This is a genomic window from Planktotalea sp. (assembly GCF_018607995.1).
Lineage (GTDB): Bacteria > Pseudomonadota > Alphaproteobacteria > Rhodobacterales > Rhodobacteraceae > Planktotalea.
The window spans coordinates 67,733-89,665 of record NZ_JABBAL010000002.1 but is presented as its reverse complement, the minus strand read 5'-3'; the positions used below and the strand labels follow the sequence as shown (position 1 = coordinate 89,665).

Genomic DNA, 21,933 nt, shown 5'->3' with positions numbered 1-21,933 from the left:
CAACTTGTACAAAGGCTCGCCGATAAAGGTGTCGAAGGGCGTAATTTGGAGTATTTGCGAGAGATTAATAGCTAAAGAAATAAATTTGTTCATAGCTGGCTTTGGGACCATCTCGTTCCCGGTGAAATAGAAAACAAACCAGAGGCTTCTAAATCAATAATTGGCCGATTTGAAAAAGCCCACAAACATTTTCGTTTTGCTGAAGTTCAGCTTTCGAAAATTGTTGCACACTCGGGTTCGCTTGATGTCGTCAACTTGGGAATTAATGGCACAATTTATCATCCTAAGGGTGTGTTTGATCGAGACTAACTTCGAGGCACCCACTCAACAATCTGCCCCATTTTCATAGTGCCTGCCTGCCGTTTCACCTCACGCCCATTTTGCCATGCGATCATTGTTGGGATCCCTTTGATGCGCATCTTACCGGACACCGATTGATGCTCTTGCGTGTTCACTTTTACAAGGCGGGCTTTGCCAGCTAACACTGTGGCGGCCTTGTCAAATTCCGGTCCCATCATCTTGCACGGCCCACACCACGGGGCCCAGAAATCCACGACCAAGGGCACATCGTCGCTCGCGCTAGCTTTTATGAGGATCGCGGGAGTGATCTCGACCGCTTTGGAGGGCATCAGCGCAGCACCGCAGGAGCCGCATTTGGGGCCATCACTGAGCTTGTCGAACGGCACGCGATTAAGTTGCGCACATTTGAAACAGGTGAGTTTTTTGCCAGCCATGAGAGGTCCTTAGAATAGTGCGAGCCAGATGCCTGTGAACATGAACATGCCGCCAATGGTCACCCAAGAATGCCAAATCGCGTAACGAAATGGCAAGGTTTTGCATGCATAGAAGATCGTGCCGATGGCGTAGGCCGCGCTTCCGGCGAGGATAAGTTTGGGTGTGATGCTTGGTACGTCTGTTAGGTCGGGCAGGGCGAGCAGTCCGATAGCACCCAGTGCAAGATAGGAGGCAGTGGACCATTTTGATTTGATTTCAGAATTGGTGATCTTGTTCCAGATGGCCATGATTGTCAGGACCCAGCATAGGGCGAGGATGATGTAGGTGCGTGTGGTGCCTGCTTGGACGAGGAGCGGCGTGAACATGCCTGTTATGCTGATGTAGATCGCTGCGTGATCGATGCGGCGCAGGAGCGTGCGTTTGGCGTGCCATGGTGCGAAATGGTAAAAGCAAGAGGCTTGGTTGGAGATGAGAGCACATATGACATAGGTCAGACACGCAAAGATGAGCGGTATCGAGAGCGTGTTCGACGCTTTGATCAAGAGTATGACCCCTGCGATCAAGATCGCGCTGATGCCAAGCGCGTGGACCGCCATATCTGCGCGGCGATGGGAAACGGTGGGGCTTGGGTACATGTTCTGACTTTGTGTTGCGGCTTGATTGGTGTTCGATAGGCAGCGGAGCGCGGTAAGTCGAGCGTGATTTGGCGTCACATGTTTCTGACAAATTGTTGCCAGTTTGGAAACGAAGCCATTTAGCGCTAGGAGGAACATCGACATGGTTTCACGTCGAACATTTATACAGACAGCCGCGGCGGGCACATTGATCCCGCAATTTGCACAGGCCCAATCCGCACCGTTTGTGCTACCAGAACAGTTCATCCCGCAATATTTCCGCGTGAAGGATGAGTTTGACCCAGGACAAATCCTTGCCCAGCCGCGTTCGCATCTTCGATATTGGATCGAGGATAAGAACAAATCGAACCGTTACGGGGTCAGTGTTGGCAAGGCGGGGCTTGAGTTTACGGGTGTCGCGACGATCGATGTGAAGAAAGAACGGCCCAAGTAGCGCGCCACGAATGAAATGATTGAGCGTTCGTCTAAGTTATACGGAAAATACAAAGGCAATTTGGATGCGATAGAAGGTGGATCACGCAATCCCTTGGGTGCGCGCGCACTTTATCTATTTCAAAACGGTCGCGATATGTATTTTCGTATTGATGGCACAACGCAGCCAAGTTCTATCGGGCAATCTGTGCCCAACGGCTGCATCCGTATGATCAACACCCACGTCACACATCTCTATGAAAGTGTTCCAATTGGTACGAAAGTGACAGTCGTTTAAACGAAAAAGTTACCTGATATGACGCGCACGTGCGCCGCGCTCGATCGCGGCGGCGTGGAGGCGGTCTAGGTTCAGTTCGTAACGGATCTCTTCAAGAATGCGCAGCTCGCTTTCTTGTAAGGTTCCGTCTGCGGCAGCTACATCGCAAGACAATGCATAGGCGGTTTCGAACAAACGCTCGGGCAGGTTATCGCGAATAAGTCCGAACAACGCATCAAGCCCGTCCACTTGTTCGAAGAGATCGAACACGGTTTGCGCCATAATGTTCATTCGGTCGATATCGTATTCGGCGAATACGGGTAGGTTGTTCACCGCACTCTGGATTTTGACCAGCTCGACTGTGCGAATATCCTCGTCAGAGGCGGAGACGGCAATCATCAGCGCGACGAGGCAATCCTGCGGGCTAAGCGGGTGGGGCGTTGATTGAGTCACGGCGTTCGCTTTCAGTTGGGAGGCACTTCATGATGCACCTGCAAAATATTGACGAAATCCTTCGCATTCAATAGGTAGCGCGCATATGCCTGCCCACTGGGGCAGGTTTCTTTTTTGGAGACCAGATATGTCAGATGTGCGCGACGCTGCGATGAGCTCAAAAGCCTGGCCTTTTGAAGAGGCGCGCCGCATTTTGAAACGCTACAAAAAAGCGGGTCCAGAGAAGGGCTATGTGCTGTTTGAGACGGGCTATGGTCCGTCGGGATTGCCGCATATCGGGACGTTCGGTGAGGTGTCGCGCACAAGCATGGTCATGCGCGCGTTTAAAGAAATCAGCGATTACCCTACCAAACTTGTGTGTTTTTCCGATGATCTTGACGGCATGCGTAAGGTGCCTTCCAATGTTCCCAACCCAGAGGGTCTGACGGAGCATTTGCAAAAACCGCTGACTTCTGTACCGGACCCATTCAGTGAATTCGAGAGTTTTGGCCATCATAACAATGCGATGCTGCGGCGTTTCCTTGATACCTTTGGGTTCGAGTATGATTTTTACAGTGCAACCGAATTTTACGGATCTGGTCAGTTTGACGAAGTTCTGAAGCGCGCGGTTGATAAATATGATGCGATCATGGAAGTGATGTTGGCGTCTTTGCGTGAAGAGCGGCGTCAGACCTATTCCATTTTTTTGCCGTTCCACCCCAAAACGGGGCGCGTTTTGTATGTGCCAATGAAGTCGATCAATCGCGACGATTATACCATCACTTTTGATGATGAAGAGGGCCGTGAATGGACCGTTCCGGTCACAGGCGGCAATGTGAAGTTGCAGTGGAAGCCGGATTTTGGCGCGCGCTGGGCCGCGCTTGGCGTTGATTTTGAGATGTATGGCAAGGATCACTCCACCAACACGCCGATCTATGACAAGATTTGCCGTATTCTTGGGATGCCTGCGCCCGAGCACTTCACGTACGAATTATTCTTGGATGAAAATGGGCAGAAAATTTCCAAGACCTCTGGCAATGGCGTGTCGATTGATCAGTGGTTGAGCTATGCTTCGTCCGAAAGCCTGTCATATTTCATGTATCAAAAGCCAAAGACGGCGAAGCGGATGCATTTCGATGTGATCCCGAAAGCGGTTGATGAATATCACCAGCAACTGCGGGCTTATGTTGATCAGGATACGAAAGCTCGGTTGAACAATCCGGTTTGGCATATTCATGGCGGCGATGTGCCGGAGAGCAAAATGGTTGTGCCGTTCTCAATGCTTTTGAACCTCGCCTCCGTGTCGAGTGCGGAAGATAAGGATCAGCTTTGGGGCTTTATTCAGCGTTATGCGCCGAACGCGAGTGCGGAGACGAACCCTGATATGGATCAAGCCGCAGGTTTTGCGGTGGGGTATTACAATGATTTCGTGAAGCCCGCGAAAGTGTTTCGTGCGCCAAGTGATTTGGAACGAGAGGCGTTGATTGCGCTGCGTGATGGCTTGAAAGTTTGGGGCAACGGGTTGGATGCGGAAGAACTTCAAAACTTAGTCTTCGCTTGTGGTCGCGAACGGTTTGATCCGTTGCGGGGCTGGTTCACGGCGCTTTATGAGGTGCTGCTTGGGGCCAGTCAGGGACCGCGCTTTGGCGGTTTTATTGCGCTCTACGGTGTCGCTGAAACTGTGGCCCTTATCGATCAAGCTCTTGCTGGTGACTTGGTCTGATTTGACTTGCTGAGCCTTTAAGTTAACTCTTCTCTCATCGCGCAAGAGAGGAAAGCCGTTATGTTTACTCGACTATCTGGTGCATTTGCTGTGGTTTTGGCGCTTTGTTTCGGTTCAGCACTTGCCGCGGAGCAGGCCGACAAGCCCGTCATTACCGACACGATCCAGAGTCAATTTGATGCGCTTGCGAATGATGATTTCGCTCAAGCCTTCACCTATGCCAGTCCGCTTATTCAGCAGCTCTTTGGTTCGCCCCAAAACTTTGGAATGATGGTCACGCAGAGCTATCCGATGGTGCGCCGCGCCGAGGATGTGCAGTTTTTGGACCTGCGCTCTATCGGGGGCTCACTTTATCAAAAGGTGCAGGTGCGGGATGTCAAAGGCGAGATATTCATTTTCGATTATCAGATGATCCAAAGTGAAAATGGATGGAAAATCAATGGTGTACAGCTTGTGACATCCTCTGGTGTGTCTGCCTAAACTCATCCAATAAAATGCACCGTAACGGTGCTGTCAGAGCCTCTTAAATCTTTTGAGCCAATCTTCCGCCTCCGCTTGACGCATTTTTTAGGTGTCGGGCGTTTGGAAACGTGTGTGCGCGTAGCCGACCTTGGCGCAAGAGGAAGATTTTATGAACAAGGCGATCACAGATGGTGTGGTTCTTTTGCCGCCCGCTTTTTCTAAGGGCTTGACGGTTTGGGCGCGTGGAGATGGACCCCCCGGGTCTGACACATATCAGGGGATGCGACGGCGGCTTATGTGCCGTCAGATCTGGATTTTAGTGGTTGCCTTGAGATCCAGAAAACCGATGCGACGCAAAAGCTGCGCTATATGGAGGAAACGCCTCTGCTGCCGGGGTGTTATTTGCGCATAGCGGCGAAAGTCAAAGCGATGAGCGGGTCGCTTCCAACGGTGCGTATTGCGGGTTGGGCCGGTAGATCTGGTGGCGCGTATGTGAGCGGTGTGAAGGAGACTGGAAATCCCGTCAGCCTAAGTGCTTATGGCGAAGTGATTGAGATCAGTGCGATTGTGGATTTTGGCGCGCGCACGGGTGTCGATATGGTTTGGGGCCGTGATCCGCTTTATGGGCATTTCGGTTTGGACATCACGGGGCCAAATGGCGGTGTGATCCGCATTGACGACATCGAGATTGAAGACATCACCAGTGCATTTCATCGCAACATGATGAATATCGTGGAAGTACGTGATTTTGGAGCAGTTGGCGACGGCGTCACCGATGATCACGCGGCATTTGTCACGGCAGAACAGGCGGCTGAAAGACGCAAGATTTTGCTGCCTGCTGGGACATTTTATATCGGTTCCTTGCTAACTCTAACCGAAGTGGTGGAGTTTGAAGGCAAGCTCACCCAAGATGCGGGCGATATCCTGTCGTTGGGTTTTGGACTATGGTTTGCCCAAATACATCGAGGCCTTTGGAGGGGACGAGGAACAGGGGCTTTTGAACAATGCCGATCACGAAACGCTGGATCTTGGTGGTCGGCGTGTCACGATCACTGAACAGCTTGATTTGCAGGCGATTGAAGGCTCGCGGAACAGCTTTGCGCAGCGCCGTTTTATTCGAAACGGCCAGCTGTACGTCGCCGATGGTCCCGAATGGGATGTGGATGTCACGACCTCTGTTGCGAGTTATAGTGCGTCCAACGATGATCGGCTGGCGGCTGTCACAAATATCGTCAATATTCAGGTCGGATCATTGGTGCAAGGCACGGGCGTTGGGCGTGAAGTCTATGTGCGTGAAGTGAATGTTGCGGCACAAGAAATCCGTCTGTCCGGTCCGCTTTATGATGCGGCAGGTCGTCAGAACTACGGCTTCCAGCGCTTCAAATACGTTTTGGATTTTTCTGGTTTTGATCTGTTTAGCCAGCTTGTTTTGTTGGACCTTGGGATCCTGTGTCGCGGATATGCGTCAGGCATTATGATGCCGCGCTCAGGTGTCGCGAATACGTTAAAAAGCTACTTTATCACACGCCTGAAAGATCGTGGTCTTACATCGATCGGGAGCGGACGCCAGTGCATGTTCATTGAGGAATGCCAATTCATCACCAATGAAGGGGGCACCAACGCGCAAAAACGCACCAGTATTGGGATGAACGCCAACGCGAATGATTTGAAGATTCGCAACAATTGCGTGAGCCAGTTTCGCCATTTCGCGATCCTTGGCAGGCAAAACTATGTGATTTTAGGTAATCACGTGTTTCAAGGCGATAGCGTTGTGAACGGCAATATGTTCTTGAATGTTGTGACCGGTACGGAAAATCCACTGACCTTGGATCACACGCAAAGCAACCATAACTCTACATGGTTCATTCCGTTTTCTGGTCGTCTACCGTTTGGGGCGTGCGCGATGCATGTGACGTCTTTGATCAATTGTGGCAAGATTAAGAATGTGGCGAACGTCAACCAATACACGGTGCCCTGGATTACGCCCGAGAGCGGCGGTAATGTGATGTTGTCGAGCTGGCCTGGGAGAAAGATGTGGCTGGAACGGTCACAATCACGGCCAGTATGGATGACTAGCCAGTTTTGAATCTAAAACTTCTGCTAGATCCCAATCTTCAATGTGGGGTCTGGCTTGCTGCGTATTCCAAGGACGACTCCGACTTCGAAATGCGTGCTTTTGCCAATACGATGGGCATAGGCGGGAGTGACGCTTATGCTTTGGGCGTCATCGAAGGCTTGAAACGTTGAGATTTGCCCCATGATTTTACCGTGTTTTAAAGTTATTCCATAAGTCGCATCAAGGGCATAGGCCGCGCAATCATCGGCGACAGCCTGCAATGTATGTGCATCCACCGAGATCCAGCTATCTTTCTTGAGCGTTTTGAAGCCAATCCTGTAAGACAGGCCAAAGCGCATCACATCGGTGTCGCGGTAGTGTCCGCCGCCGCCATCAACCGCAACTTGGAACAGCGCATCATTTGCGGTGAGCGTGAAACGCGAAAATGCAACGGATCTGAGACGATTATGGCGTTTTGCATCGGGTGTGGCCATATCCAGCCCCTTCGTAAGGCGCGGTGTGATCCCGTGTTCGAGATATGTGCTGCCATAGATATCAGGGAATTTTAGCTTTCTTTGATCAGGCCATGTAAAGGTGGCGGAAGACGCGCTAAAGGTTTTGCCCTTGCCGTGTGGCCAAGCCCCCGCGTGCACATGCGACGCTGCCAAGCACATCAAAAGACCTGCCAAAGAAAGGAAAATCCGGTTCATATATTCTACCACCTACGCTCAGAGTCGGCGGTTATGCTGAATAAATAGTTAACAGGTTTCCTGGCCCTAGCCGTGGAGGTGCGCGCGGGGTATTGGGGACACAACAAAAGGACCTGATATGAGCGATTTGATCGAACTGGAATGGCTGATAAAAGCCGACAGTGCGGAGCGTGGGCAAGCGGTGAGCAAGCTTGGCTATTTCTGTGCACCGTTCAGGCCTGCAAGCGGGCCTTTAGCGAACAAGGTGATCAAGGTGTACCGCGGTTTGCGCGACATGGCAGAGCTGGAGCGCCTTGCGCAATGCCACAGCGATTATGTAGCGGCGTTGGAATTGACGGGGGTCGATCTGCCTGTGACAGATTTTCATCTGCTGGATATCGACGGCACAACCGTTCCGGTGATCGTGCAAGAGGCATTGCCTAGCGACAGCATGATGCGCCTGCAAATTATTGCCGCAGAACGTGAACAAGCGGTTGAAATGATGGAAGCCGCAGGACAGGTGATCGCAACCTTTTGGAACAATGCCGATAAAGTCGAAGGGCGCGTTGGTTTTCACCCTTCCATCCGCAATTTTGCCTATCTCGATGGCAAAGCGCTGTTCTTTGATACATTCCCGCCGCTGATCCATTATTCACGTGAGGAAATGGGAAAGATGCTGCTGACCTATTCGGACAAGCGGCTGATGCGTTGGGTTGGCCCCCTTATTCAGGGCCGTGTGACGGGTATTCAGGATGAATGGTATTCCGCCTCTGAAACACTTGTTGGACTTGTTGGAAGTGCGTGCCGCCTGCGTCCAAATGATAGTGCGCGTTTCTTGGAGTGGGGGCAGGATTTCGCACGCCGCGCCATGCCGCGTTGGGCCGAAGAGGCGATCCCCGAAATGAAAGCCCCGCCAAAATTACCTGGCTATTGGACGGGTTTTCGCAAAGTGTTGGGCCTGCAAGGAGCACCAAATGTTTAAATCATCACCTCATGTGCTGCGATTCTTGCGGTGGTGGGCTGTGTGTCTACGCCCATATCCAGCGGCTCCAACAGCGTAAGCGCCGGCCCTGAGACTTGCGCAAAGTCGGAGGTTATATCGTTGATGGGCACGCAGATCAATGCTGCCGCACTGCCGCCCACATTGACCTACCGCGTTGTCTGGCTGGACGATGTAGTCACAACAGATTTCGTCGAGGGCCGTTTGGAGATCGCTGTTGATAGATCGGGTATCGTAACGGGTTTGCGGTGCGGTTAAGACAGGGCAGCGCCAGGCTTGCAATTTTATTAAGTTTTCGAAAGGGGTGTAAGCACCGCTGAGATCAATGTCGCGGACGGTTTCACCCAAGAGCACTTGAACAACCTGATTGTTTTGTAAGCCTTTCAGAACATTGCCGAACCCTGCATCTGACACGGACAGGGTTTGGCCGTCTATTTGATGCCGTGTCGTTTGAATGAACGGGCCGTTCGGTGCAAAACGGATCGCAAAGACCTCGGCGTTTTGCCAGCCCTCAAGATGTGACAGATGAAGCACATAAAGCTCACCGTCAAACGTGAGTTTCAGTGCTGTATCTGAGCCTCGATTTGTAACTGTGCAGATGGGTGATGTGGAAAAATCCCAAGCGAGAGCAGGGCTGCCAATTAGCCCCGCAACTATCAAGGCCGCGCGCAGAAACAAGCGCATTTAACGCCTCCGCCTTGGCTTCACACCGCCGCGCTGACCGGGGCGACCCGCAGTTGAACGCCCTGCCGCTTTATGCGCATTTCTGGCTGCCTCTTCAATCACCGACTGGCGCGCCATTGGGTCATCAGACACGGCCAAATCAACTGCTTCCAAGCGCTTTACCTCATCGCGCAGACGCGCAGCTTCTTCGAATTCTAGGTTCTCCGCAGCTTTGCGCATATCGACCCGCAAGCCATCCAGCACGGCCTGCAAATTCGCACCTGCCAAAGGTTTGTCAATCTTAGCGGTGACGCGGTTCATGTCCACGTCGCCCTTGTAGAGACCTGCAAGCACGTCTTCGACATTCTTTTTAACCGTCGCAGGTGTGATGCCGTGCTTAAGGTTATAGGCTTCCTGCTTGGCGCGGCGGCGATCTGTTTCGCCCAACGCTCGCTCCATGGAGCCTGTGATCTTATCAGCATACATGATCACGCGACCTTCGGCGTTACGTGCGGCGCGGCCAATGGTTTGGATCAGCGAAGTTTCAGAGCGCAAAAAGCCCTCTTTATCTGCGTCGAGAATAGCAACCAAGCCGCACTCTGGAATATCAAGACCCTCGCGCAACAGGTTAATGCCGATCAGCACATCAAACGCCCCAAGGCGCAAATCACGCAGGATTTCGATGCGCTCGATCGTATCGATATCGCTATGCATGTAGCGCACTTTGATGCCCTGTTCGTGCATGTACTCGGTCAGGTCTTCCGACATGCGCTTGGTCAATGTCGTCACTAGCGTGCGGAAACCGTTCGCAGTGACTTTGCGCACTTCATCCAATAAATCATCGACTTGCGTCTCTACGGAACGGATTTCGACTTTGGGGTCCAGCAAACCCGTGGGGCGAATGATCTGTTCTGTAAAGACACCACCTGTTGCCTCCAGCTCCCACTTAGAGGGGGTCGCACTGACGAAGACAGATTGCGGACGCATTGCGTCCCATTCCTCGAACTTCAGCGGGCGGTTGTCCATGCAAGAGGGCAGGCGGAAGCCGTGCTCGGCCAGCGTGAATTTACGACGATAGTCACCCTTATACATGCCACCGATTTGCGGCACGGAGACATGGGATTCATCGGCAAACACAATTGCATTGTCGGGGATGAATTCGAATAATGTGGGAGGCGGCTCCCCCGGTGCGCGGCCCGTTAAGTAGCGCGAATAGTTCTCGATTCCGTTGCACACGCCTGTTGCTTCCAGCATTTCGATGTCAAAATTCGTGCGCTGCTCAAGGCGTTGAGCTTCCAGCAATTTTCCTTCTGCCACCAGTTGATCAAGCCGCATACGCAGCTCTTGTTTAATCTTTTGAACCGCTTGGTTCATTGTCGGTTTCGGCGTCACATAATGCGAATTCGCATAAACCCGCACACGGTCCTTCGTGTCCTTCTTCTCACCCGTGAGGGGATCAAATTCGACAATGCTTTCCAGCTCGTCGCCGAAGAACGAAAATTTCCATGCGCGATCTTCAAGGTGGGCGGGAAAAATCTCCAGGCTATCGCCGCGCACACGGAATGATCCACGCGCAAAGGCGGCATCATTGCGTTTGTATTGCTGCGCAACCAAATCCTGCATTACGCTGCGCTGGTCGTAGTTCTTACCAACCTCTAGATCCTGCGTCATCGCGCCGTAGGTTTCGACAGACCCGATACCATAAATGCACGAGACAGAGGCGATGATGATCACGTCATCACGCTCCAACAGCGCGCGGGTGGCAGAGTGGCGCATCCGGTCAATCTGCTCGTTGATCTGGCTTTCTTTCTCGATGAAGGTGTCAGAGCGCGCGACATAAGCTTCGGGTTGATAGTAGTCATAGAAGCTGACGAAGTATTCGACAGCATTTTCGGGAAAGAACCCTTTGAATTCGCCGAACAATTGAGCGGCTAGGGTTTTGTTGGGGGCGAGAATGAGCGCGGGGCGCTGGGTCTGGTGGATCAATTTGGCCATGGTAAAGGTCTTACCCGTACCCGTCGCACCCAAGAGCACCTGATCGCGCTCGCCCGCATCAATGCCCTCGCTCAGCTCCTTGATGGCGGTGGGTTGATCGCCTGCTGGCTCAAACTCTGATTTCAGTTCAAACGCGATGCCGCCTTCGAGCTTGAGGCGCTCGCGCACATCGCCTTTGGGGGCATTCAACAGGGTATCGGATCCGTCATTTTGAACAAAAGACATGCGCTGCTCGCTCATTAAAGATGAACTGTAAGATTTGATCGCTTTTTGTTCTAATTCAAGAGTACATGCCAGCCAATCAGGCGTTAATCCCCGATAAATGACAAAATGATATTGCCATCATCCCCAATGATAAGTGCTTCGCCTGCGATTTCATCCGGTTGTGAAGCGTTCTCGCTTGTCCGCGCAATTCCATAGAACTGGCTTCAACTTGAGTCGTCGTGTTCGCCCCTGTAATAGCAACTTCGGTGCCGTTGTTGCTAGGGCGCATATCCGTTCCAGAAAAGCTTGTGCCTGAAATCGTGAAACGGTCCATGTCGATGCGATCAAACGTTCGATTAGCAACAGTTTCCCAGGTGAAAGGGTTTTGTGCGGTGCGAACTTCTATATAGGCTTGCATCTGCTGACCCTCGAAATCCACATCGGCACTGAATGTCCTAACGCCTGCAAACCCGGTCCCTGTTTGCGTCGTTTAGGCGTAGACTGAATCGCCTGAATAACTTGCCAGACCAGTTGTGGGCATGTCCTCATCACGGGTCGCAATACCGATTGCACCGACCGCCGTGTAGGTGTCGACACCAACCGTTTAGCTGGTTGAGTAGAGCGAGGCATACTCGTACCGCCCGTACGGGTTGACCAAACGAAGCGTCACCCCTTCGTTTGCGTCCTCGCCATTGGCGTCAAAACCGTTCTCATCAGCGAGCTTGTAGAGGCCATCATCAATGACAAGTTTTACACCATTGTGGCGCACACGTCCTGTGACGTTCCGCAGCTGCGCGTTTCCTGTACGGGCGGTCACTGTTGCAACGCGCAACTGGCTGATTGTGTAGCCGGAGCTGCCGATCGAAGGCTCATAGCTGGGCAGGTCTGGCACGGTCTGCTCTGAGGGCGTCGCTTCCCGGTCAGCGTCCCTTTGGTCGTTTGGTAGGCAGTCTTCTGGGGTGATGCCTTCATCCGACGCACAGGCGCATAGGCAAACAAGAAGTAACACAACAGAAAACTTGAGGCTCACGGCGGACTTCCTTTGCAACTCGTCGTTCGGATATTGGAATAGGCGGCTGAACTCAAATTAACCTTTCGCAAAACAGTGTTTCCAGATGCTCGATGTGTTGTAGGGTTTGTCATGGATCGCTTTAAATTGTTTGCAATCAAAAGCCCGCGCCACTTGCGAAACAAGGCAGTTTCCGCGATAGATAGGCCAGTTCAAATGATTGACTTGGGGCCCTCAGATGCGCGCACGTATTTATCAACCGTCCAAAACCGCCATGTCTTCCGGCACGGCGAAAACGCATGTTTGGATCTTAGAGCATGCCCCCGCGAGTGCGCGGCAGGTTGATCCTTTGATGGGCTGGACATCGTCTGATGACACGCAAGCGCAGGTAAAACTGCGCTTTGAGAGTAAGGAAGCAGCGCTTGCCTATGCAGAAGCCAACGGCATTGATGCCTCCGTGCGTGAGCCGAACAAGCGCAAAGCCAACATTCGCAAGGGTGGCTACGCAGAGAATTTCGCGACAGACCGTCGGGGCGCTTGGACGCACTAACTTCCGGCAAACTCCTTGTAGCAGCGATCAAAACCCGCCAGTTGAGCGGGTTTTTATGCTCATTGTATGCCTAGAACGACGAAAGGCCTCCCGAGGGAGGCCTTGTCATAATCACGGGGTAAGAAAGTCCAATTGGAGCGGGCGAGGCGATTCGAACGCCCGACCTAAACCTTGGCAAGGTTTCGCTCTACCCCTGAGCTACGCCCGCATCCGTTTGGATAGGGGCTATTTAGGCCTGTGATCCGACACCCGCAAGAGAAAATATCGCTCTAATGTCACTTTTTTCAAACGAAACAATATTTTCCTTAAAATAGAGTGTGTAACAAAAGCCCGAGCGCGCTGAGCAAGATCATCGTTAGGGTTAGGATCATCCCAAAGACACGTCCGTCCATCACAGGCGGTGAGGCAGAAAAGCCCCAAGCATGTAACGCGCGCCCAATCAGCAACATCAGCCCCAACAAATGCACCGCCAGCGCCGGTGCGCCAGAAAACTCTACCAGCGCCAACAAGATCAACCTGAATGGAACGTATTCGATAAAATTGCCCTGCGCGTGCATTCGCTTGAGGAGGCTGTTGTCGCCGTTGTGCCTATCGAAATCTTGTTGCCACGGCGATAGACATTCACGCGGAGACTGAGCCACAAGAAGATAAACGTCAAAAGCGCAGTATAAAGCGATGTGATTTCCAGCATAAGGCCTCCAATAGAAAACGCCCCACCAGATATGGCAGGGCGCTCTTCATCTTTCTAGCTAAACTTCGGAGTTTGAGGCTGCGCCTCAACCCTCGCGCGTCAGCGCATATCAATAGCGTGCGCAAACACGCTCATTCCAGCTCGATCAACAAGTCCTTTGCATCGATCTGTGCGCCTGCTTGCACATGCACAGCTTTGATCACCGCGTCGCGTTCGGCGTGAATGCCGGTTTCCATCTTCATCGCTTCAATCGTGAGCAAGAGATCACCCGCCGCGACCTTCGCCCCGACAGTTGCCGCGACAGACGCCACGACACCTGGCATCGGTGCGCCAATGTGGTTTTCGTTTGCGGGATCGGCTTTGGGCCGTGCAGCTGTTGCTGCTTTGACTGTCCGGTTCGGCACACGAATAACTCGGGGTTGACCGTTGAGTTCAAAGAACACTTTTACGTCGCCATCATCCAGCGTTTCACCAATGGCTTGCAGGCGAATCTCCAGCGTTTTACCTGGGTCAATCTCAGCTGAAATCTCCTCAGTCGGCTCCATCCCATAAAAGAACGTGCGCGTCGGTAGGACTCGCACGGGGCCATAGGTGCGATGGCGGTCCATGTAATCAAGGAACACCTTCGGATACATCAAGTAGCCATTGAGATCCTCATCGTCAATCTCACGCCCCTCAAGAAGGTCGCTGAGCTTCGCGCGTTCTGCGTCCAAATCGACAGGTGCAAGCGACTTGCCCGGGCGCTCAACATTGGGCGTATTACCCTTCAGAACTTTCGCGACAATCCCATCCGGGAAGCCACCAGGAGGCTGGCCCAGATTTCCGCGCATCATATCGACCACGCTGTCAGGGAAGGCCACGTCATTCTCGGGGTCTTCCACGTCAGATCGACTGAGGCCTTGGCTGACCATCATCAACGCCATGTCGCCGACAACCTTGGAGCTTGGCGTTACTTTAACGATATCACCGAACATGTCGTTCACGTCCGAATAAGTGCGTGCGACCTCTGGCCAACGTTCTTCTAGTCCAAGCGAGCGTGCTTGCGCCTTAAGGTTGGTGAACTGACCGCCGGGCATTTCGTGCAAATATACCTCAGACGATGGTGCCTGTTGTCCTGTCTCAAACGCCGCATATTGAGCACGTACCTGTTCCCAATAATCCGAAATCTGGCGTACCGATCCGATGTCGATGCCCGTGTCGCGTTCCGTGTGACGCAGGGATTCGACCACTGTGCCCAACGTCGCTTGGCTGGTGTTGCCCGAGAGCGCGTCCATCGCGCAATCCACCGCGTCCACGCCCGCGTCAGAGGCAGCAAGAATGGTCGCGCAGGCAATGCCCGCAGTGTCATGTGTGTGAAAGTGGATCGGCAGGCCAACCTCTTCTTTCAACGCCTTCACCAAGACCCGCGCAGAGGCAGGTTTCAGCAAACCCGCCATATCCTTTAGACCCAATACATGTGCGCCAGCATCGCGCAGCTCTTTGCCCATTTGCACATAGTATTTCAGATCATATTTCGCGCGATCTGCGTTCAAGATGTCGCCTGTGTAGCAAATTGTGCCTTCGCAGACTTTGTTCGCCTCGATCACAGCATCCATCGCAACGCGCATGTTTTCGGTCCAATTGAGACTGTCGAATACGCGGAATACATCAACGCCCGTTTGTGCCGCTTGGCGCACAAATTCCTGCACCACATTGTCCGGATAGTTGGTGTATCCGACCCCGTTTGCGGAACGCAGCAACATCTGTGTCATCACATTTGGCATCGCCGCGCGGATGTCACGCAGACGCTGCCATGGGCATTCTTGCAAGAAACGATAGGCCACATCAAAAGTCGCGCCACCCCAGCATTCAACCGAGAAAAGCTGCGACATTTCTGAGGCATAGGTTGGTGCCACGCGGATCATATCGATGGAGCGCATGCGCGTCGCGAGCAAGCTTTGATGGCCATCGCGCATTGTTGTGTCTGTCAAAAGAAGCTGCTTTTGCGCGCTCATCCAGTCAGCAACCGCTTGCGGGCCTTTGTCTTCAAGCAGATTGCGCGTGCCATATGGCGCGACTTCATTCGTATAGTCTGGTGCGCGCGGTGTTTTGAGGTCGCTCACAGGCAGAGGACGCCCAGCGGTTTCGGGATGGCCGTTGACGCTGATATCCGCAATATAAATCAAAATTTTCGTCGCACGATCCCGACGTTTTTTGAAATCAAACAGATCGTTTGTGTTGTCGATGAAGGTCGTCGTGTACTCGTTGTTGAGGAATGTGGGGTGTTTCAGCAGGTTCTCAACGAAGGCGATATTGGTGCTTACGCCGCGAATACGAAACTCGCGCAGCGCACGGTCCATGCGGGCAATCGCAGCCTCAGGGGTTTGCGCGTGGGCGGTCACTTTCATCAACAGACTGTCATAATAACGCGTGATGACACCACCGGAATAGGCCGTGCCGCCATCCAGACGAATACCCATACCCTGCGCTTCACGGAATGCTGTGATGCGGCCATAGTCGGGGATGAAATTATTGAGGGGATCTTCCGTTGTGATCCGTGTTTGCAACGCGTGACCATTGAGGCGCACATCGTCTTGGCATGCCTTGCCCGTGGCTTCGGCAATCGTTTTGCCCTCCGCGATTTTGATCTGCGCTTGAACAATGTCGATGCCTGTGACTTCTTCTGTCACCGTGTGCTCAACCTGCACGCGCGGGTTTACTTCGATGAAATAGAACTTGCCGCTGTTCATATCCATCAGGAATTCGACGGTGCCTGCACATTCATAATTCACATGTGCGCAAATCTTACGGCCCAGATCGCAAATCTCTGTCCGCTGCTGCTCGCTGAGGTAGGGGGCAGGTGCGCGCTCTACCACTTTTTGATTGCGCCGCTGGACGGAGCAATCGCGCTCAAACAGGTGATACATACCACCTTGGCTATCACCGAGAATTTGCACTTCCACATGACGTGCGCGCACGATCATCTTTTCGAGGTAGCCCTCGTCATTGCCAAACGCTGCTTCCGCCTCACGGCGCCCTTCGAGCACCTTCTCTTCAACTTCATCTTCAGAATAGATCGGACGCATGCCACGACCGCCGCCGCCCCATGATGCTTTTAGCATCAAAGGATAGCCAACTTCGCCTGCCTCACGCTTGACCGCATCCATATCATCGCCCAGCACTTCGGTTGCGGGCACGACAGGCACACCCGCGTCCATTGCGACGCGGCGCGCGGAGGCTTTATCACCCAGCGCGCGCATAGTGGCGGCTTTGGGTCCGATAAAGGTGATGCCATTGGCGTCGCAAGCGTCTACGAAATCAGGGTTTTCTGACAGTAAGCCGTAGCCTGGATGGATCGCATCTGCGCCGCAGTCTTTAGCGACGCGAATGATCTCTTCGATCGAGAGATAGGCCGCGACTGGCCCCATGCCTTCGCCAATGCGGTAGGCTTCATCGGCCTTGAAGCGGTGCAGGCCCAACTTATCTTCTTCCGCGTACACGGCGACGGTTTTCTTCCCCAATTCATTGGCCGCGCGCATGATGCGGATGGCAATTTCGCCGCGATTGGCGATGAGGATTTTGTTGAATTCAGTCATGTCAGGCTTCCCGAGAGTATCTTTTACCCGCTGTGTACAGGCTAAATGAGGGGTGTGGTATTCGTAGTATTGGGTGTTTTGTGCTAACAGGAGCTTATGTTAACGCTAACGGTTCATGTCAACTAGCCCGTTTCATCTGGGTGGTGGGATAATAGTTTGAGGCGCGTCGCGTAAATGAGTCAGTCCTAATTGCCCCATATTCGCGCGCAGATCAGATGTGAGGATATCAGCCAAATGCGCAGGACCTTGCTCGCCAAGTGCGCCAAGCGCGTAATGCCAAGCGCGCCCCAGCATCACAAAATCCGCACCAAGCGCGTAGGCTCGCAGGATATCCAACCCGCCCTCAATCCCGCTGTCCATGATTAGCGGCAGTTTCGTCGCAGCGCGGATCGTGGGGAGGACTTCAATCGGGGCAGGGGCCGCATCAAACTGACGACCCGCATGGTTGGAAAGCCAAAGCGCATCAATCCCTGCCGCTTCGGTTTTGGCGACATCTCGTACATCCAAGACACCCTTGAGTATGAGTTTTCCGTCCCAATTGTCGCGCAGCCAGTGCACGTACTCCCAATCGGGCGAGGTGCGGAGAAGATAGCCGATATGTGCCGTGCTAGAGCGTTCTTCGCCAGCGTCTTTCACTTGATCAATGTACTTATCCAATGTGCGCATGCGCGGCATTCCAAGAAGCGCGATGCCAATCGCCCAAGCCGGACATAGCGCGATTTGGGCCAGCAAGCGTGGGGTGATCTTGGGTGGTTGACGTAGCCCGCCGCGAATTTGGCGTTCACGGCGGGATGCAACAGGGACATCAACCGTCAGCACCAAAGTGTGAAATCCGCTCGCCTTGGCGCGCTCTAGCATATCACGGCGGATTCCTTCGTCGCGGGGCGGATAGAACTGGAACCATCCATGTTGCCCAAGGCTTGGCGCGATATCTTCGGGCGTGCGGGTCGCCACGGTCGAAAGGGTATAAGGAATGCCAAGCGCAGCGGCGTTGCTTGCGAGGATCGGTTCCGCATTCGGCCAGATCAGACCCGACATGCCAAGCGGCGCGATCCCGAAAGGCAGCGGCAGCGTGTGACCCAGTAGACCAACTGATAGATCTGGTGTGATCTCCCCATGCAAGACGGAGGGCATCATCAGTACCTCATCGAGCTTTGTGCGATTGCGCGCCTTGCTCGCTTCGAGCCCTGTGGCACTGTCGAGGTATTCCCAAACGAAATGTGGGATACGGCGTTTGGCGGCGCGGTGCAGATCCGCGAGGGCAGGGTACGGTGCGTGTAAATCCATGCGAGCAGCTTTCGCCGCAATGCGGCATTTGTCTAGTAAAAGAATGCGGAACAGATCAAGAACCTCCCTTTTCCTATCGGCTTTTGCGCGCTAGAGTTACACTCATGAGCAATTTTGACGAAATGGACGCCTTTGAAGGTGCCTCCACGCCTCTCTCCCAACGCGCGATGTCTGCGCGGCCGATGCCGTATTTGGATGGGCTGAACCCCGCGCAACGCGAAGCGGTGGAAACGCTAGACGGTCCAGTCTTGATGTTGGCGGGGGCGGGTACAGGCAAAACTAAAGCACTGACCGCGCGCATTGTGCATCTGATGAATGCTGCCAAAGCGCGTCCCAACGAAATTCTGGCGGTCACCTTCACCAACAAAGCTGCGCGCGAGATGAAAAATCGCGTGGGCGGTATGCTTGGTCAATCGATTGAGGGGATGCCGTGGCTTGGCACGTTCCATGCGATTTGTGTGAAGCTGCTGCGCCGCCACGCAGAATTGGCTGGGCTTAAGAGCAATTTCACGATCCTTGATACGGATGATCAACTTCGCCTCTTGAAACAGCTTTTACGCGCTGAAAACATAGACGATAAACGCTGGCCGGCGCGTATGCTTGCAGGCTTTATTGATGGCTGGAAGAACCGGGCGTTGACGCCTGAAAAAGTGCCAAGCGCTGATGCGGGTGCGTTCAATAATCGCGGCACCGAGCTCTATGAGATGTATCAGAAGCGTCTCTTAGAACTTAACGCAGTCGATTTCGGCGATCTGCTGATGCATGTGGTGACGATCTTCCAGACCCACGACGATGTGCTGAATCAATACCAACGCTGGTTCCGTTATATTTTGGTGGACGAGTATCAGGACACGAACGTCGCACAATATCTCTGGCTGCGCTTGCTCGCGGGGGGACACAAAAACATCTGCTGCGTTGGGGATGACGATCAATCCATCTACGGTTGGCGCGGGGCGGAAGTGGGCAATATCCTACGCTTTGAGAAGGATTTCCCGGGCGCAAAGGTGGTCCGGCTAGAGCAAAACTACCGCTCCACCCCGCATATTTTAGCGGCTGCCTCTAATGTGATTTCTGGTAATGAAGGCCGGCTTGGCAAGGATCTGTGGACTGCTTCGGAAGAGGGCGAAAAAGTCCGGCTGATAGGTCATTGGGACGGTGAAGAAGAGGCGCGCTGGATTGGCGAAGAACTGGAAGCGATGCAATCGGGCACGCGCGGCATGAACCCGATTTCGCTGAATGATATGGCTATCCTTGTGCGCGCGTCCCATCAAATGCGCGCGTTTGAGGATCGCTTTTTGACCATTGGCTTGCCCTACCGCGTCATCGGTGGTCCACGCTTTTACGAGCGCATGGAAATCCGCGATGCTATGGCCTATTTCCGTGTTGTGACCTCGTCTGATGATGATCTGGCATTCGAGCGGATCGTGAACACGCCAAAACGTGGCCTCGGTGATAAAGCGCAGCAGAAAATCCAGATGGCCGCGCGCGAGAACGGCGTCAGCCTTGTCGAGGGTGCGCGCATCATCTTGGAGAGCAAAGCGATTAGTGGCAAGGGCGGTGCGGAGCTTGCTAAACTGGTCGATGGTCTCGATCGCTGGGCGGCCCTTACGCGCGGGCCACGGGTTGTGACGATCATTGATGATGATGCGGTGCTTGATGATGGTCCGCAAATGTTGGAGCTGGAGTTCGGTCCCCCTGAGATGAGCCATGTCGAACTGGCGCAGGTGATCCTCGATGAAAGCGGCTATACCGCATATTGGCAGAACGACAAAACCCCCGAAGGGCCGGGACGGTTGGAAAACCTTAAGGAATTGGTAAAAGCGCTGGAGCAATTTGAAAACCTGCAAGGGTTTTTGGAGCACGTCAGCCTGATCATGGACAACACTCAAGAGGACGAAGCTGCTAAAGTCTCGATAATGACGTTGCACGGGGCCAAGGGTCTTGAATTCCCATCAGTGTTCTTGCCCGGATGGGAGGACGGTTTGTTTCCCTCTCAACGCTCCATGGATGAAAGCGGTCTCAAAGGTCTCGAAGAAGAGCGCCGTCTTGCCTATGTTGGCATCACCCGTGCTGAGGATATTTGCACGATTTCCTTTACCGCCAATCGCATGGTCTTTGGTCAATGGCAAAGCCAATTGCCTTCGCGTTTTATCGATGAATTGCCAGAAGATCACGTTGAGGTGCTGACCCCGCCTGGCCTTTATGGTGGCAACTACGGTGCGGCGGGCATGGGCATGGGGGGCAGTGGCCAAAGTGATCTTGAACAGCGTGTTCAGGACGCGAATGTCTACAACTCGCCTGGCTGGAAACGCCTTCAAGCTCGCAAAGACAACCGCCCAATGAGCCAACCCGCTGAGAGTAATAACATCACAATCGACATGACGGCTGTGTCGAGTTTTTCACTGGGCGAGCGCGTGTTTCACCAGAAGTTCGGCTATGGTGCGGTGATCGGAATTGAGGGCGATAAGCTTGAGATTGAATTCGAGAAAGCGGGCATCAAAAAGGTCGTCTCGCGCTTTGTGGCAGCGGCAGATGCGGCGGATGATATTCCGTTTTAATAAGATTTTTTTATGAGCGGTAAGCGCGACCTCCAAACACTTTTACGCGGCATATCGGCGCAGCTTGTTGAGGGAATCTACGTGTTAGTGACGATCCCCGAGGGAGCGATGCCACAAAATCTAAAGCCACGGATGATTTTTCGTGAAGCCTAAGGTGTCACTTTAATTGTCTTGCAGGACGAAGCCGTGGTGCATGGCTTGTCGCAGGAATTTTCGAGCCGCATGATCACCCTCAATGTGCATTCTTCGTTGGATGCGGTTGGGTTTATCGCCTTGATCGCAACAAAGCTTGCGGCAGCTGGTATGGGGGGCAATCCAGTGGCATGATTTTTTATGATCACTTCTTTATTCCCGAAGATCGAGCAGAGGATGCGTTCAAGACCTTGCCGGCCAATCTTCAGAAACAGCGAGTTTTTAGGCTACTGCACAATTCGAAATATGTGTAATTGCAATACTTCAGCTTCGGCTAACGACCACGCGAATTTGAAAGTCATGCATTTGTGTCACCCGTAAAAAGCGCGCCAAAGAGTGCGCATCTTATAAGCGCATCGTCGCTTCTAACAGGCAGAATATCGCGCGGGTTCCTGCTGAAAATTTTTTGCTAACACGTCCTTTTCGACGTGATATTGTGTGCCAATTTGCACAGCTACAGATGATTTGATGAGTGCTTTTTCAACAACCTTAAAACAACGTGAAGTGCAGTTTTCGGACAGACTTAGATCCGAACACAGCACCGCGCCCAAAGCGGGCGATGTGCTGACGGTCGAGGATGATCTGGGAGCAGGCGCTGTCGCTTTTCAATTGTCCACGAAGGGCAAGCGATTGCTGTTTCACGCGCTTGATCTTGAGCGCAAAGCAAAATTGTGCGCGGCTGACAAGTAGGGGTACGCCATGGCAACCCACACCGTAGAAGCATTTCGTTGGACTGGCACGGGCTACAACGCGCTTGATAACACTTCCTACACTTCCTACACTTCCTAC

General features: G+C 53.2%; 21 protein-coding genes, 1 tRNA gene and 1 pseudogene. 11 read left to right on the top strand and 12 right to left on the bottom strand.

Annotated features, from left to right (window positions below; genetic code table 11):
* Positions 1-305: 305 nt before the first annotated feature.
* Both trxC and QZ280_RS00735 read right to left on the bottom strand, forming a co-directional pair.
* The gene (gene trxC, locus QZ280_RS00740; protein ID WP_293440184.1) at positions 306-734 is read right to left on the bottom strand and encodes a thioredoxin TrxC; all 429 of its coding nucleotides are present in this window, start codon (positions 732-734) and stop codon (positions 306-308) included.
* 9 nt (positions 735-743) lie between these two features.
* Complete coding sequence (locus QZ280_RS00735; RefSeq protein ID WP_293440182.1) at positions 744-1,370, bottom strand: hemolysin III family protein; 627 nt, start codon at positions 1,368-1,370, stop codon at positions 744-746.
* A gap of 142 nt (positions 1,371-1,512) precedes the next feature.
* Between QZ280_RS00735 and QZ280_RS00730 the strand changes: the two are divergent.
* Positions 1,513-2,079, top strand: a pseudogene (locus QZ280_RS00730) (L,D-transpeptidase).
* A 9-nt stretch (positions 2,080-2,088) separates the two neighbouring features.
* Here the strand turns inward: QZ280_RS00730 and QZ280_RS00725 are convergent.
* The gene (locus QZ280_RS00725) at positions 2,089-2,511 is read right to left on the bottom strand and encodes a tellurite resistance TerB family protein (protein ID WP_293440180.1); all 423 of its coding nucleotides are present in this window, start codon (positions 2,509-2,511) and stop codon (positions 2,089-2,091) included.
* 127 nt (positions 2,512-2,638) lie between these two features.
* Between QZ280_RS00725 and QZ280_RS00720 the strand changes: the two genes are divergently transcribed.
* The 4 genes from QZ280_RS00720 to QZ280_RS16165 all read left to right on the top strand — a co-directional run bounded on the left by QZ280_RS00720 (position 2,639) and on the right by QZ280_RS16165 (position 6,761).
* A complete protein-coding gene (locus QZ280_RS00720) occupies positions 2,639-4,213 on the top strand; it encodes a lysine--tRNA ligase (protein ID WP_293440178.1) in 1,575 nt (524 codons plus the stop codon).
* 60 nt (positions 4,214-4,273) lie between these two features.
* Positions 4,274-4,693, top strand: a complete 420-nt coding sequence (locus tag QZ280_RS00715) for a DUF4864 domain-containing protein (RefSeq protein ID WP_293440176.1) — start codon at positions 4,274-4,276, stop codon at positions 4,691-4,693.
* 279 nt (positions 4,694-4,972) lie between these two features.
* On the top strand, positions 4,973-5,731 hold the full coding sequence (locus QZ280_RS16170; protein WP_365733991.1) for a glycosyl hydrolase family 28-related protein: 759 nt from the start codon (positions 4,973-4,975) through the stop codon (positions 5,729-5,731).
* On the top strand, positions 5,673-6,761 hold the full coding sequence (locus QZ280_RS16165; RefSeq protein ID WP_365733989.1) for a hypothetical protein: 1,089 nt from the start codon (positions 5,673-5,675) through the stop codon (positions 6,759-6,761). The genes QZ280_RS16170 and QZ280_RS16165 overlap by 59 nt, the downstream gene beginning before the upstream one ends.
* A gap of 14 nt (positions 6,762-6,775) precedes the next feature.
* Here QZ280_RS16165 and QZ280_RS00705 read toward each other — a convergent pair whose 3' ends face one another.
* On the bottom strand, positions 6,776-7,441 hold the full coding sequence (locus QZ280_RS00705) for a hypothetical protein (RefSeq protein ID WP_293440174.1): 666 nt from the start codon (positions 7,439-7,441) through the stop codon (positions 6,776-6,778).
* 118 nt (positions 7,442-7,559) lie between these two features.
* Between QZ280_RS00705 and QZ280_RS00700 the strand changes: the two genes are divergently transcribed.
* Both QZ280_RS00700 and QZ280_RS16160 read left to right on the top strand, forming a co-directional pair.
* Positions 7,560-8,402 carry a DUF6206 family protein gene (locus QZ280_RS00700; RefSeq protein WP_293440172.1) on the top strand — a complete coding sequence of 281 codons (843 nt, stop codon included), beginning with the start codon at positions 7,560-7,562 and terminating at the stop codon, positions 8,400-8,402.
* Between the two features lie 123 nt (positions 8,403-8,525).
* A complete protein-coding gene (locus tag QZ280_RS16160) occupies positions 8,526-8,678 on the top strand; it encodes an I78 family peptidase inhibitor (protein ID WP_365733986.1) in 153 nt (50 codons plus the stop codon).
* Between the two features lie 426 nt (positions 8,679-9,104).
* Here the strand turns inward: QZ280_RS16160 and uvrB are convergent, their stop codons facing one another.
* The 3 genes from uvrB to QZ280_RS00680 all read right to left on the bottom strand — a co-directional run bounded on the left by uvrB (position 9,105) and on the right by QZ280_RS00680 (position 12,312).
* Positions 9,105-11,303 (bottom strand): excinuclease ABC subunit UvrB, encoded by a 2,199-nt coding sequence (gene uvrB, locus QZ280_RS00690; protein WP_293440168.1) that lies wholly within the window; start codon positions 11,301-11,303, stop codon positions 9,105-9,107.
* A 76-nt stretch (positions 11,304-11,379) separates the two neighbouring features.
* Positions 11,380-11,700 (bottom strand): hypothetical protein, encoded by a 321-nt coding sequence (locus QZ280_RS00685; RefSeq protein WP_293440166.1) that lies wholly within the window; start codon positions 11,698-11,700, stop codon positions 11,380-11,382.
* Between the two features lie 186 nt (positions 11,701-11,886).
* A complete protein-coding gene (locus QZ280_RS00680) occupies positions 11,887-12,312 on the bottom strand; it encodes a hypothetical protein (protein ID WP_293440164.1) in 426 nt (141 codons plus the stop codon).
* Positions 12,313-12,529: 217 nt separating this feature from the next.
* Between QZ280_RS00680 and QZ280_RS00675 the strand changes: the two genes are divergently transcribed.
* Positions 12,530-12,841 carry an ETC complex I subunit gene (locus QZ280_RS00675; protein ID WP_293440162.1) on the top strand — a complete coding sequence of 104 codons (312 nt, stop codon included), beginning with the start codon at positions 12,530-12,532 and terminating at the stop codon, positions 12,839-12,841.
* A 133-nt stretch (positions 12,842-12,974) separates the two neighbouring features.
* Here QZ280_RS00675 and QZ280_RS00670 read toward each other — a convergent pair.
* The 5 genes from QZ280_RS00670 to QZ280_RS00650 all read right to left on the bottom strand — a co-directional run bounded on the left by QZ280_RS00670 (position 12,975) and on the right by QZ280_RS00650 (position 18,394).
* Positions 12,975-13,049: transfer RNA gene (locus tag QZ280_RS00670), tRNA-Gly, on the bottom strand.
* A gap of 97 nt (positions 13,050-13,146) precedes the next feature.
* A complete protein-coding gene (locus QZ280_RS00665) occupies positions 13,147-13,398 on the bottom strand; it encodes an MAPEG family protein (RefSeq protein ID WP_293440160.1) in 252 nt (83 codons plus the stop codon).
* Positions 13,353-13,532 (bottom strand): hypothetical protein, encoded by a 180-nt coding sequence (locus tag QZ280_RS00660; RefSeq protein ID WP_293440219.1) that lies wholly within the window; start codon positions 13,530-13,532, stop codon positions 13,353-13,355. Before QZ280_RS00660 ends, QZ280_RS00665 begins: the two co-directional genes overlap by 46 nt.
* 131 nt (positions 13,533-13,663) lie before the next feature.
* On the bottom strand, positions 13,664-17,107 hold the full coding sequence (locus QZ280_RS00655; RefSeq protein ID WP_293440158.1) for a pyruvate carboxylase: 3,444 nt from the start codon (positions 17,105-17,107) through the stop codon (positions 13,664-13,666).
* A gap of 132 nt (positions 17,108-17,239) precedes the next feature.
* Positions 17,240-18,394: an alpha-hydroxy acid oxidase gene (locus QZ280_RS00650; RefSeq protein WP_293440156.1), complete on the bottom strand. Its 1,155-nt coding sequence runs from the start codon at positions 18,392-18,394 to the stop codon at positions 17,240-17,242.
* Positions 18,395-18,498: 104 nt separating this feature from the next.
* Here QZ280_RS00650 and QZ280_RS00645 point away from each other — a divergent pair, with 104 nt between their 5' ends.
* The 3 genes from QZ280_RS00645 to QZ280_RS00635 all read left to right on the top strand — a co-directional run bounded on the left by QZ280_RS00645 (position 18,499) and on the right by QZ280_RS00635 (position 21,834).
* Positions 18,499-20,952: a UvrD-helicase domain-containing protein gene (locus tag QZ280_RS00645; RefSeq protein WP_293440154.1), complete on the top strand. Its 2,454-nt coding sequence runs from the start codon at positions 18,499-18,501 to the stop codon at positions 20,950-20,952.
* Positions 20,953-20,964: 12 nt separating this feature from the next.
* Complete coding sequence (locus QZ280_RS00640) at positions 20,965-21,105, top strand: ACT domain-containing protein (protein ID WP_293440152.1); 141 nt, start codon at positions 20,965-20,967, stop codon at positions 21,103-21,105.
* Positions 21,106-21,612: 507 nt separating this feature from the next.
* Positions 21,613-21,834: a hypothetical protein gene (locus QZ280_RS00635; protein WP_293440151.1), complete on the top strand. Its 222-nt coding sequence runs from the start codon at positions 21,613-21,615 to the stop codon at positions 21,832-21,834.
* Positions 21,835-21,933: the final 99 nt, after the last annotated feature.

Coding starts and splice junctions, on each gene's coding strand:
- QZ280_RS00650 (WP_293440156.1), bottom strand. CDS start 18,394: ATGGATTTACACGCACCGTACCCTGCCCTCGCGGATCTGCACCGCGCC.
- QZ280_RS00705 (WP_293440174.1), bottom strand. CDS start 7,441: ATGAACCGGATTTTCCTTTCTTTGGCAGGTCTTTTGATGTGCTTGGCA.
- QZ280_RS00715 (WP_293440176.1), top strand. CDS start 4,274: ATGTTTACTCGACTATCTGGTGCATTTGCTGTGGTTTTGGCGCTTTGT.
- QZ280_RS16160 (WP_365733986.1), top strand. CDS start 8,526: ATGGGCACGCAGATCAATGCTGCCGCACTGCCGCCCACATTGACCTAC.
- QZ280_RS00635 (WP_293440151.1), top strand. CDS start 21,613: ATGAGTGCTTTTTCAACAACCTTAAAACAACGTGAAGTGCAGTTTTCG.
- trxC (WP_293440184.1), bottom strand. CDS start 734: ATGGCTGGCAAAAAACTCACCTGTTTCAAATGTGCGCAACTTAATCGC.
- QZ280_RS00700 (WP_293440172.1), top strand. CDS start 7,560: ATGAGCGATTTGATCGAACTGGAATGGCTGATAAAAGCCGACAGTGCG.
- QZ280_RS00640 (WP_293440152.1), top strand. CDS start 20,965: ATGAGCGGTAAGCGCGACCTCCAAACACTTTTACGCGGCATATCGGCG.
- QZ280_RS00720 (WP_293440178.1), top strand. CDS start 2,639: ATGTCAGATGTGCGCGACGCTGCGATGAGCTCAAAAGCCTGGCCTTTT.
- QZ280_RS00665 (WP_293440160.1), bottom strand. CDS start 13,398: ATGCACGCGCAGGGCAATTTTATCGAATACGTTCCATTCAGGTTGATC.
- QZ280_RS00660 (WP_293440219.1), bottom strand. CDS start 13,532: ATGCTGGAAATCACATCGCTTTATACTGCGCTTTTGACGTTTATCTTC.
- uvrB (WP_293440168.1), bottom strand. CDS start 11,303: ATGTCTTTTGTTCAAAATGACGGATCCGATACCCTGTTGAATGCCCCC.
- QZ280_RS00655 (WP_293440158.1), bottom strand. CDS start 17,107: ATGACTGAATTCAACAAAATCCTCATCGCCAATCGCGGCGAAATTGCC.
- QZ280_RS00735 (WP_293440182.1), bottom strand. CDS start 1,370: ATGTACCCAAGCCCCACCGTTTCCCATCGCCGCGCAGATATGGCGGTC.
- QZ280_RS00685 (WP_293440166.1), bottom strand. CDS start 11,700: ATGCAAGCCTATATAGAAGTTCGCACCGCACAAAACCCTTTCACCTGG.
- QZ280_RS00675 (WP_293440162.1), top strand. CDS start 12,530: ATGCGCGCACGTATTTATCAACCGTCCAAAACCGCCATGTCTTCCGGC.
- QZ280_RS00645 (WP_293440154.1), top strand. CDS start 18,499: ATGAGCAATTTTGACGAAATGGACGCCTTTGAAGGTGCCTCCACGCCT.